9 protein-coding genes are annotated in these 12,044 nt (G+C 42.2%); 1 reads left to right on the forward strand and 8 read right to left on the reverse strand.

Going from position 1 to position 12,044, the window contains the following annotated elements; all coding sequences use genetic code 11:
- Positions 1-42 precede the first annotated feature (42 nt).
- Complete coding sequence (purU, locus tag LXL81_RS27465) at positions 43-876, reverse strand: formyltetrahydrofolate deformylase (RefSeq protein WP_255713969.1); 834 nt, start codon at positions 874-876, stop codon at positions 43-45.
- A gap of 134 nt (positions 877-1,010) precedes the next feature.
- On the opposite strand from purU, the gene LXL81_RS27470 reads away from it, so the two are divergent.
- Complete coding sequence (locus tag LXL81_RS27470; RefSeq protein ID WP_234650989.1) at positions 1,011-1,496, forward strand: GAF domain-containing protein; 486 nt, start codon at positions 1,011-1,013, stop codon at positions 1,494-1,496.
- Here LXL81_RS27470 and LXL81_RS27475 read toward each other — a convergent pair whose 3' ends face one another.
- The 7 genes from LXL81_RS27475 to LXL81_RS27505 form a co-directional block, all read right to left on the reverse strand.
- Positions 1,497-2,402, reverse strand: coding sequence for a sugar phosphate isomerase/epimerase (locus tag LXL81_RS27475; protein ID WP_234650991.1), 906 nt, complete (start codon positions 2,400-2,402; stop codon positions 1,497-1,499).
- A gap of 187 nt (positions 2,403-2,589) precedes the next feature.
- Positions 2,590-4,071, reverse strand: coding sequence for a c-type cytochrome domain-containing protein (locus LXL81_RS27480; protein ID WP_234650994.1), 1,482 nt, complete (start codon positions 4,069-4,071; stop codon positions 2,590-2,592).
- Positions 4,072-4,091: 20 nt separating this feature from the next.
- Positions 4,092-4,415 (reverse strand): L-rhamnose mutarotase, encoded by a 324-nt coding sequence (gene rhaM, locus LXL81_RS27485; RefSeq protein ID WP_234650996.1) that lies wholly within the window; start codon positions 4,413-4,415, stop codon positions 4,092-4,094.
- Positions 4,416-4,468: 53 nt separating this feature from the next.
- On the reverse strand, positions 4,469-5,944 hold the full coding sequence (locus LXL81_RS27490; protein ID WP_234650998.1) for a DUF1501 domain-containing protein: 1,476 nt from the start codon (positions 5,942-5,944) through the stop codon (positions 4,469-4,471).
- 39 nt (positions 5,945-5,983) lie between these two features.
- The gene (locus LXL81_RS27495; protein ID WP_234650999.1) at positions 5,984-8,737 is read right to left on the reverse strand and encodes a DUF1553 domain-containing protein; all 2,754 of its coding nucleotides are present in this window, start codon (positions 8,735-8,737) and stop codon (positions 5,984-5,986) included.
- Between the two features lie 160 nt (positions 8,738-8,897).
- The gene (locus LXL81_RS27500; RefSeq protein ID WP_409013981.1) at positions 8,898-10,304 is read right to left on the reverse strand and encodes a glycosyl hydrolase family 95 catalytic domain-containing protein; all 1,407 of its coding nucleotides are present in this window, start codon (positions 10,302-10,304) and stop codon (positions 8,898-8,900) included.
- Between the two features lie 27 nt (positions 10,305-10,331).
- Positions 10,332-11,183 (reverse strand): glycoside hydrolase N-terminal domain-containing protein, encoded by an 852-nt coding sequence (locus tag LXL81_RS27505; RefSeq protein WP_234651003.1) that lies wholly within the window; start codon positions 11,181-11,183, stop codon positions 10,332-10,334.
- Between the last annotated feature and the right edge of the window lie 861 nt (positions 11,184-12,044).

A 12,044-nucleotide genomic window follows, 5' to 3' on the forward strand; every position in this document is an offset into this window, starting at 1 on the left:
CAAAAAGCCCTCGGTGAGTCTGACTAAGGGCTTTTTTCTTGTTTATAAAATGATGGTCCGGTTGTTATGAATGAAAACGCGGTCGTTGAAAACCAGCTTTAAAGCAGACGTTAATACCCGTTTTTCTGTATCTCTTCCCAACGTTGACATATCACTTGCAGTTTGTCTGTGGTCAACAGATTTCACGTCCTGAGCAATGATCGGACCTTCATCCAGATCATTATTCACAAAATGCGCCGTTGCGCCAATGATTTTCACACCACGTTCGTATGCTTGCCGATAGGGATTTGCACCGATAAATGCCGGTAAAAAGGAATGGTGGATATTGACGATTCTGTCCGGAAAATGATTGACAAACTCAGGCGTGATGATGCGCATATACTTTGCCAAGACAAGATATTCCGGACGATAAACATCCAGTGTTCTCAAAATCGCTTCTTCGTGTTCCTCACGGGTTTTGTTTTCATGTGTGATGAAATGAAAAGGTATCCCGAATTTGCTGACCAGCGGCTGCAATGTATTATAATTACTGAACACAGCCAGAATATTGGCATCCAGCTCATCAAAGGCATATCGAAGCAATAATTCGCCCAGACAATGGTGTTCCTTTGTTACCAGAACAACAATATCCTTTTTCTTTTTTGGATTTAAACGCAGATTAATTCCAGCCGGCAGTTTCTTTTGTAGGATTTGCAATAATTCAGTCGCATCCGTTTCCCCTTCAAATTCCGTCCGCATAAAAAAATACGCTGACGGACTTACATATTCATCATTTCGGATGATGTTTTGATTATGCTCAAAAAGTATACGTGTTACCTGATAAATGAGCCCTTTATGATCCGGGCCGTCCATCAGTAATATATGGCGGTGATTCATTTGTTCAATTGATACGGGATAATAATGTGCTAAATAACACAATTTTAGCGTTTGGCTTACGAAAATTACTTCCTATTCGTCCAACTTTTTAAAAGAAACTACTGTTCAACTTATCAAATAGTACAACCTAAGAAATGGCTGAAGAATTAATAATACCCATTGGAACGGATCGTAAGGAAATTTACGACGCTTTGTTACCACAGATCAATGGTTTAATCGAAACAGAAAGCGATCTGACTGCAAACCTTGCCAATATTGCTGCTGCACTAAAAGAAGCTTTTGGATTTTTTTGGGTTGGATTTTATGTGGCAAAAGAGGGACAACTCGTTCTGGGACCATTCCAGGGACCGATTGCCTGCACACGTATACCTTTCCACAAAGGCGTTTGCGGAGCATGTTACTCGCAGCAAAAAACGATTATTGTACCGGATGTAGATCAGTTTCCCGGACATATCGCCTGTGCTTCTGCTTCGAAATCAGAGATCGTTCTTCCTGTTTTTCATAGAAACGGGACCGTAGCCATGGTTCTGGATGTCGACAGCGATCAGTTGAATGATTTCTCCGAAACAGATGCACAAGGCTTGCAAAGCATTCTAACGCTTTTGGAAAGAAAGTTATAGCTATTTGCTATATCGTTTTCTTAGCAGGTGCATCATAAAAACATTGATTTCCCATTGATTCGCTAACGGCTGATTCGTGAAAGGAACGGTTGGCATATAATGCGGAGGACCAAATTCTGTCAAAAACGTAATTTGTTCTCCGCTTTTTATTTTCCTCTCCACAACAACGTCCCACCAGGCCAAATGTGCTTTCAGCGCAGATTCCCATTCCGGAGCGCGGGGATCATTTACTTGCGGACCTTCCGGGTGTCCGATACGCGCATGGATATGGCCAGCCCGTGAAAGTGCCAGTTTTACCGTTTCCTCCTGATCTTCCAATAAGGTTTCCGCCACATTACACCAGTGCGAAATATCGAGCGTTAACTTCAATTTTGGATCTTTCTCGATAAAATTTTTTGCAATATGTGCAGCAAATAGCATTCTTGCACGATGCGTTTCATGATAGATCGGAATGCCACTTTTATCCGAAGCTTCGCTGGTATGGTCTATAAATGCTTTATTTTGATCATAACTGAAATGGTCTCTTCCGCTATGACAATTGATATAAAGTGGTTTGATTTCTGATTTTGTTGTCGCAGCATCAATAGATTTTTTGAAAAAATCCAGATGTGCTACGTAATCTTTTAATCCCGAACCGCATAAAAATCCCACTTGCAAATCGTGTTTTTTTAATGCTGCAAATAGCTCGTCGCGATCCTTCTGATTCTGCGGCCACCAAAACTCTGCGCCATCATATCCTTCTTTTTTTGCAGCTGCGCAAAAGGCATCTACGGTTCCTTCATAACCCCAGTTTGTAGCCAGGATTTTTATAGAACCAGCATTCACTTTTTCAAACGAAGGAGCATGTTCTTGCGCGATTGTTTCTATGGCTGATAAGGTGCCTAATCCGGTTATTGCAGTGCTCATAAATTTTCTACGATTCATTTCGTAATGGAATATGGAAACAAATTAAATTATGGTAATCCATTGATATATTGCGGATAATGTTTATTTCAGTGCGCTGCACCTTTTCCTGACTTTGGGAAAAATCACATCTACAAATATTTCGCAGCGCTGCCGCTGTGCTTTTAGAAACTACCTGGCTGCGACAATTTTATTTGGTTTTCGATATTTCTGCTTGCTTCAACGTGTCACCTGCTTTTAGAAACTCAGCAACCTTGGCCTCATTAAATCCATTAATAATATGCAGATCCGGATGTAATTTTTGTACTTCGGCAACGCCATTTTCCGTGACCGCAGATTTCCAGATATAGATGTTTTTCAGACTTTTCGAAGAGGCGAGGGTTCTTAAACCAGCATCGGTAACTTTTGTACCGACCAAATTAATGTATTCCAGGTATTGCAAATCTTTCAACAAAGTCAAACCTGCATCGGTAACATCCGTATATTCCAAATGTAGTTTATTTAGATTTTTTAACTTGCCAAGTTCTTTCACGGATGTATCAGTCACCTTGGTACCGCCCAGTTTTAGCCAGATAATCTGTTCCGATAAAGGTGAAAATAAATTGATTTGTTGATCCCCAAAAGCTGAGGCATTCACAGCACTCACTTCCAACAGATTCTTGTCATGCGAAATCGGCATAACCAGTAGCCCAGCCTTTTTGACAGCTTCCAAGGCTTTTTCATTAGGTGTTGGGACCTGTAAACTTAAAACCGGGGAGTCTGCACTTTTTGCATTTTCGCTTCCTGAACCAGAAGTTAATGAGGTAAGAGCTGGCTTAACCTGTTCAGAAATTTTTAAATCAGAAACTTTTTTATCTGCCGAAGCACCTTGTTCAATCCACCAGCTGAGCAGCGTAATTTGCGATTCTGACAGCTGAGGTTTTCCTTTTGGCGGCATATGGTCATCATCACTTTCAGGAAGCAGACAGCGCTTGATCATGGCACTTTCCAATGCTTTTCCAGAAACAAATACCGGCCCGTCTTCACCGCCTTTCAACAACATGACCATATTATCCATCCGTAAACCACCTTTTTGCTTATTCGCATTATGGCATTGCACACAGCGCATTTCTAAAATTGGCTGGACAATATCTTTGTAAACAATTGCCTGATTGATATCAGTAATAGGTTTTATTTCTGTTTTGTCCTCAGTTCTTGGTGGAATTCCTGCCAGCGACCGGAATGGTTCAGGTGTATATTGTGTCAAATATCCGTCTCCATGCGTGAGCGAGCCGCCGTCATGTCCCGCGGTAAATGTTAGCAGCGTAGAGAGTCCTAACGCGGGAAGATAAATAGCGGAACCGATCAAAATCTTGCCTGACTTTAATAACCACGCAATCCAGGCAAAAACAGCAACGCCGATTCCCTGCCATTGATGATCACTCAATAATTCTTCATCATACCCTCCGCCGAGCGATAAAAGATAGCCTGCAATACAAGCCATTGTCGCGCCAATAGCAGACCAAAACAGTATAAAAGAGATAGATGAATCGCTGACTGAGATCTTTCCGATTCGTTTGCCAATTTCCAAAAGTGCCGCGATCAGCAAAAATCCGATGGGCAAATGCACCAGAACCGGATGAAATCGTCCGATAAAATAAGTCCAGTCTGAAGCTTGCAAGAGGGTTGACATAGAAAAATTAAAACATTGAATTATTGTAACCGGAAAACTTCCTGGCAAGCGACAATTTTGGGAGAATTATCCGGATTAACTTCCATCAGATCCGCCATATGGTCCCACCATTTTTTCATGATCGGCAACGAAGATAATCCGGAAGTATCTGCATCTGGCGAAAGCTTTTGAAAGGCAAAAAGTGCCAGGGTAACCTCGTCCAGAAAAATATAATATTCCTGAATGCCGGCATTTTTCAAGAGTTCAGATAACTCTGGCCAGATTTCATCATGTCTTTTTTTGTATTCAACTTCGTTTCCCTTATTTAATTGCATGCGGAAAGCAAGCACGGTATCATTTTGCATTGGATTAAAGTTTGATTTCAGGCTTAAGACGACAACTGATCGATTATATCCGGTTAAGCAATAATATTTTTCACCACTTTTCCTTCGGTATCGGTTAATCTGAAATTTCTTCCCTGGAACGGATAGGTAAATTTTTCATGATCGAAGCCCATTAAATGCAGAATCGTAGCTTGTAAATCGTGCACATGAACACGGTCTTTTACGCCGTAATATCCCAGTTCATCCGTTTCACCATGGGTATAGCCTTTTTTGACACCACCGCCAGCCATCCACATTGTGAAAGCTTCCAAATGATGATCGCGGCCCATATACGGCATTACAACACCGTTCCTGTTTTCCTGCATCGGTGTCCTGCCAAATTCTGCTCCCCAGATAATTAAAGTTTCATCGAGCAAACCACGCATTTTCAAATCCTGAATTAAAGCAGCAACAGGTTTGTCTGACAGCCTACATTTATTTCTTAAACCTCCTTCAATATTATCACCTGCCGTGGTTCCGTGGCCATCCCAGCCCCAGTCAAAAAGTTGTACAAAACGCACATCATTTTCAATCAGTTTTCTTGCCAGAAGACAATTCATTGCAAACGTTCCCTCGCCTGGTTTTACACCATACATATCCAGAATAAACTGCGGTTCTTTGGATACGTCCATCACCTCGGGCACAGACATCTGCATCCGGAACGCCATCTCATACTGACTGATCCGGGTCAATATTTCCGGATCTTTTACGTCATCGTAGGTTTGTTTATTAATTTCATTGATCGCTTCTATCGTCTGTTTCCGCATATTCCGGTTCATACCATTTGGGTCGGTCACATACAAAACCGGATCTCCTCCCGTTCGACATTGCACGCCCTGATAGACTGATGGCAAAAATCCACTGCCATAAACACTTTTTCCTGCATCCGGTTGCCTGCCGCCGGAAGCCAAAACAATAAATCCGGGCAAATTCTGATTCTCTGATCCTAAGCCATACACAGACCACGCACCCAAACTCGGTCGACCTAACCGCGCGCTTCCGGTATGCAATAACAACTGCGCAGGAGCGTGATTAAACTGATCCGTATGCATGGCTTTGATGAATGTAATTTCATCCGCAACGGTTTGTAAATAAGGAATATAATCTGACATCCAGGCTCCGGATTGTCCATATTGATTGAATTTCCCCTGCGGTCCCAACATTTTTGGAACACCCTGGATAAAGGCAAATTTCTTTCCTTCCAGGAATTCAGCAGGACAATCTTTCCCGTGATATTTTTCCAGTTCAGGTTTATAATCAAACAGTTCAAGCTGCGAAGGCGCACCTGCCATATGGATATAAATAACCCGTTTTGCCTTTGGTGCAAATTGAGGAATCTTCGCTCCCATTGCTTCGGCTGTCGCACTTGTTTCTGCATTAGAATTACCACAGGATACTAAAAGCGAACCTAATCCCAAAGCACCCAGGCCAAAACCGGCCGACTGCAAAAAATGCCGGCGCGTCTGGCTGTGCAGATCAGCGTGTTGTAATTCTTTTAATAACTTTTCCATAGCTGTAATCAGTATTAGAATCAGAGAAAATTTCTCCGGTTATTCCTTGGTCACCACATTATCCAGGTTTAGCATCACATTGGCAGAAATTGTCAGCGCGGCCAGTTCAGGCGATTTTCTTTCTTTTCCGTAAACTAAAATACTATCCACGTCAGATGGCTTGGCCCGGTAAGATTTCAAGGCATCCCCATATATTTTCACCAAAACCTGTAAACTTTTATCGTTAATCGGCTGGAAAGTTAAAAGTCTGTAACCTTCCCGAAGCTGCTGTTCAGGTGTTTTTCCGCGTTTTTGCATGGTTGTTGCAAGCTTTTCAGCCGCTTCCAGATACACAGGATCATTTAAAGTAACCAAGGCTTGCAAAGGCGTATTTGTCAAAATTCTCCGCGACTGGCAAAATTCACGGCTTGGCGCGTCAAAAGTTGTCATGGAAGGATAGGGCGCCGTACGTTTCCAATACGTGTAAACCGCTCTCCGGTATTTATCTTCCCCTTCGCTAACCTTCCAACTTTCACCGCTGTAAGGAGATAACCAGATGCCTTCCGGCTGCGGCGGCATTACGCTTGGACCATACATTTTTTTGGAAAGCAGACCACAAGCAGCCATCGCCTGGTCGCGAACCTGTTCAGCACTCAATCGTACCCGCGGACCTCTTGAAATAAACCGGTTATAAGGATCCTGCTCTTGTCTGGCTTTATCCGATTTTGAACTTTGCTGATAAGTCGCAGACATGACCATCGTTTTCAGAAGCTTTTTAACGCTCCAACGATTTTCCTCCATAAAGTTTACAGCCAACCAATCCAGCAATTCCGGATGCGAAGGTTCGGCTCCCTGTGAGCCAAAATCTTCGACAGTTTCCACAATGCCTCTACCAAATAACTGCTCCCAAAAGCGATTTACAATAACTCTTGATGTAAGAGCATTATCACGGCTGACCATCCATCTTGCCAGTCCAAGCCGGTTTTTTGGATAATCCTTTGGCATGGGTGCCAATAATTTAGGAACATCCGGTTTTACTTCTGCTCCTTTCACCGACCAGTTTCCTCTGACAAAAACATTGGTTTTTCTGGCGAAATCTCCCGTTCCTTCCCAAACCACGGGCATACTTTCTGTTGATTTGGTTAGAATCGTTGAGTAATCTTTCAGAATTTCAGGATATTCCGGTTCACCAGCTCCGGGCAAGGCTTCCTGGAAAGCCAGCCAGGTAATCCGTACCCATTCTGTCGGATTTTTGGGACTTTTCAGCGTCAGAAAAATATCGTGTTTTCCTGAAATTTTTGGAATTGGCGTGACCAGAACCGTATCTTTGGTCGGAACATTTACGGTAGAAATAATTTGTCCGTCAATTTTATCCAGATGAAAAGTCATAACGGCATTTTCCGCTTTGGTAGAAATATTCATCACCAGATTTCCCGCACCAGTCAGGTTAACATTTGGAATTTTGGCATTTCCCTTATCCTTAACACCATAATAAGAAATCAGCAAAACGGTTGATTCGTCTCCTTTGATGATACTATGCGCATTAATTTTGGGCTCCATCACACGCATAAACTGCGTGAATTTTTGTGTCTCTTTTGGATCATGTTTAGTGATCCAGGATTTCACTTTTTCAACCCTTGCTGAATCATCGCCTTTATAAAAACGAAGTTTAGGCCATTCATCCCACACATCTTCGTCGCGGGAATTGTTGAAAAATGCCATGTATTTGTAATAATCCTCATGCGGAATCGGGTCATACGGATGACTATGGCATTGAATACAGGCGAAAGTGGTTCCCTGCCAAACTTCCCAGGTAGTGTTAACCCGGTCAATCTGAGCGGCTATGCGGAATTCTTCATCGTCCGTTCCACCTTCATTGTTGATCATTGTATTCCGGTGAAAAGCAGTAGCGATCATATTTTCATCGGACGGCATTCCCGTTTTCTTTTCCGGCATCAGATCACCGGCCAATTGCTCAATCGTAAATTGATCGAATGGTTTATCCGCATTGAAAGATTTCACCACATAATCCCGGTAACGCCAGATATTTCTGCCGCCGTCACTTTCGTAACCTTTGGTATCGGCATAACGCGCCAAATCCATCCACATGGAAGTCCAGCGTTCACCGTAGGAAGGCGATTTTAACAGCCCGTCGACCACTTTTTCAAAAGCGTCCGGCGAGTTATCTTTTTCAAAATCAGCAACTTCTTTTTCAGTAGGAGGCAAGCCGGTAAGATCCAGGCTTACACGACGGATTAAGGTCGCCTTATCTGCTTCGGGGGAAGGTGAAAGTTTTTCCTGTTTTAATTTTTGAAGAACAAATTCGTCAATTTCGTTTTTAGGCCAGTTGGCATTTCCCGTATTGATCAGTCCAAAAAGATTCCAGAGATTTTTATTAGAAGGGACTTCCGGTTTTTCAATTCTTTTATAGGCCCAGTGCGTTTCCCATTTTGCACCCTGGTTAATCCATTTTTTCAAGATTTGAATATCCTCTTCTTTCAAAGGAGCGCCACCTTTGGGCATCATCTCGTCCGGATCTTTTGACAAAATCCGTCGTATCATTTCACTGGCATCGGCATCACCACGAACCACAGGAATTTTACCAGATTTTCCGGGTTCCAGCATTTCATGTTCAAACAGAAAACTGACCTCGCCAGCCTGCTTGACACCGCCATGGCAGCCCATGCAGTTTTTGTTCAATATTGGCTTAACCTCCTCATTATAATCCACCTGATGGTCGAAAAATCCCAGCCATGAGAAAGATGATAACAAAATCACCGCCACACCCAAACCAATAAAATGCCACTTTTTCATTGTCAGGAACTGAATTTTAACTTGACTTACTAATCATTTAAAAGAATCAGCTTCTATAAAAATACTTCCCTACCCTTAAATTCTGTCAAATTTTATTTCAATAAGTTATTAAATCCATCTATCCAGCGTTTATCAAAATAAAATATGGAATTTCAGCTCATTAGTTACTTTTTAATATAACGCTCCCACCGGCTTTACATTTCAATTCTACAAAACCATCTTCCGAAGCATTTATAGTTACTAGCCTGGCTGACAAAGTGTGATATTTTTTAAAGGGCAATTTTAAAGTAGCAACCCCGTCTTTTTCCGCTTCTATTTTAACTTCCGTGACCTGGCCATTTTCCTTTTTGGCACTAATCAAAAACGCACCTTCTGCCCGGAGTTTTTCAAAAGCAATATCCCTCCAAGTTTCCGGAACTGCTGGCATGATCTCGATAAATCCGGCATAACTTTGCAGCAGCATCTCCTGCAAACCGGCCGCGAAAGCGAAATTTCCTTCCAACGTAAAAGGCCGGTAAGTGAATTTTGACAACCCGGATTTTGTCTGGTCGCCGTTGACATGAAAACTGTTTGGCAGTACAAAAGCTTTGGCAAAAATAGACAGATCTTTGGCGGCACCTTCACCATCTTTGGCACGCGCTTTCATATTGGCCAGCCACGCATAGGAATATCCACACCAATAATCCGGACCAACTTTATCCAGTAACGCAATGGTATTTTTGATAATGGTCTGCGACTTTTCGCCGTCTTCCCATTTGATCAGACCCAAAGGATGAATGGCCATCATATGTGAAAAATGGCGATGAGATTCCTGGTAAGGCAAATTTGGTGCAAACATTAATTCATTGTTTTCAGTAACTGCATAGTCACCAAATTCAGAGAGAATCTCCTTCCAATGATCTGATTCCGCTACCAAACCCAGCTCCAAAGCAAGTTCTGCACCGGCACTGAAAGCAAATTTCATCAGTGCCAGATCATAATTTGTATTTTGTGGAAACCAGGCTTCCAGACTGTTATCCTTAATTTCCGGACTTGAACTGATCGGAAGTTTTCGCTGCCCATTTTCGTCTTTGACCGTTATCTTTTCTAGAAAAGTACAAACTTCCTTTACCCAGGGATAAGCCCGGTTTTTGAGAAAATCAGTATCCATACTATACCGCCATTGCAGATAATAGTGATGTGCAAGCCAGGATGAAACCGTCGGCGAAAGTGAATATTGAATCCAGCCGCCCATTTCCGTTCCGTCCAACGTGGTTACGCCGGGAACGGCCAGCCCGTCAACGCCGAAATACATTTTGGTATAACGTTTGTAATTAGCCAGATTTTCGTCCAAATGGTCAAAATAACCTAACCCTTCTTCAAGGTGATTACCGCTGTAACTTGGCCAATAACTCAGCTGTGTATTCAGATCATGATGAAAATCGCCTTTCCACGGTGGGATTCTGCCGTTATCTGCCGTCCAGACAGCCTGCAAAGAAATCGGAGGCGCACCACGACGGGCAGCTGAACCGAATTTATATTGTTCAAGATACCATTGTTTTTCAATAACAGGGTCGGGGACATGGATTGCCGACTGGTTCCAGAATTTTTTCCATCAATTCGAATGACTAACAAAGTCTTTATCAAATCCATGCAAAATAGTTGTCTTGACAAGTGAAGAGGAGACAGGATTGAGATTTTTCTCAGGGTATTGTGAAGAAATACTCCATACACCTTCAATTGTTCCTGTTCCGGTTTTTTTCCATTGAACCGTTATCTCATAAGTAAATCCTCCCCAGCCCTCCTGTTTGTAAATAATGCTGTTTCCTTGTCGATTTACCGTCCCCTGTTTATAACCCAATCTGGCCAGATCATCTCCTACCAACGAATTCACCTCGCCGCCAGATAATTTGCCATCATATTTTGGTGCGATTAATTGCGGAATGATATCGGTTTTTACGTTTTCAAACTTAAACCAACATACTGGCTCTGTCGCGTGAACAAAGGTTTTAAGCGTCATTCCGTCTTCCCATCGAATCTCACATAAAGCTTTATCCAAAGAAAGATGAACGGATTTTACATTATTTTTTCCTGTAAAACCAAATTCCAAAGCACCTGCCGGGATTTTTGATGGAGCCGGTTCTTTGTCGTAAGGTGCGTCAAAATATTGCTGGACGGCTTTGTAATCTTTCTTTTCAACCTGCTCCTGTACCCATTTATAGCTAAATTCTTTCCGGTGCAATCCGGCCATAGGACGCATATCCCATATATCGGCGCGGTCGAGGGAAAAGCGTAATTTGTCGCCGTTCTTCCAGATCAATGCCCCGACGGTTCCGTTTCCCAAAGGAATTGCCTCATCCCAAACGGTTGCCAGGGAATCAAATTGGAGGTCGTGTCTTATTGTTGGTTGCGCATGGAGATTTATCACCGCCAGCATTAAGAATATTGAAAAGAGAATTTTATTCATATGTTTTTTGAAATATTTAGCAAGATCAGGAGGCTCTTATGGAGCCCGAATTTGTCATGGTTACAAGCGTTTTCTATAAACAGGAAGCCACGAAGTGGCTGGGAAACTTCCGGAATATGACAAGCATTTTAGAATCAAAACATTCTATTATCAGGCATTCAGAATTATTTCGCTCCATAGGAGCATCCTGTTTATAGCTGGCATTTACCCTGGCGGATTCCCGACTCCGTCGGAGTCTCCTGGAAATATTGGCGGTTTAGATTTTTCGTACACTTCTTATTTTTAAGAAAATATTTAAATCATATTTCCCCAAAAATTGATATTAAATATATTTGATTTTCATGAGTTAAATGAATAATTAGATCAAGCATCAGGAGGCTCCTACGGAGCCAGGATTTGTCGTAGGTAGCATCGGATTCTATAAACAGGAAGCCACGAAGTGGCTAGGAAATTTCTGGAATATAACAAGCATTCTTTAATCAAACGTTTCTCCTTTTTAATTGTGATATAGGAATTGTTCGGCTCCGTTGGGAGCATCCTGTTTATAGCTCAAATCTCTTTATTTGTCTTTCCTGACTCCGTAGGAGTCGCCTGGAAATATCGACGGTTTCCTTTTTTAGATTTTTCCTCCACTTCTTACTTTTTGAGAAAACATTTCAATCATATTTTCCCAAAAAATGGATCTCTAATATATTTGATTTTCACCATTAACAGAATAATTAGATCAAGCATCAGGAGGCTCCTACGGAGCCCGGATTTGTCGTAGGTAACAGCGTTTTCTATAAACAGGAAGCCACGAAGTGGCTGGGAAACTTCCGGAATATGACAAGCATTTTGGAATCAAAACATTCTATTATCAGG

Origin of the sequence: Dyadobacter sp. CY356 (genome assembly GCF_021440195.1) — a bacterium.
Lineage (GTDB): Bacteria > Bacteroidota > Bacteroidia > Cytophagales > Spirosomataceae > Dyadobacter.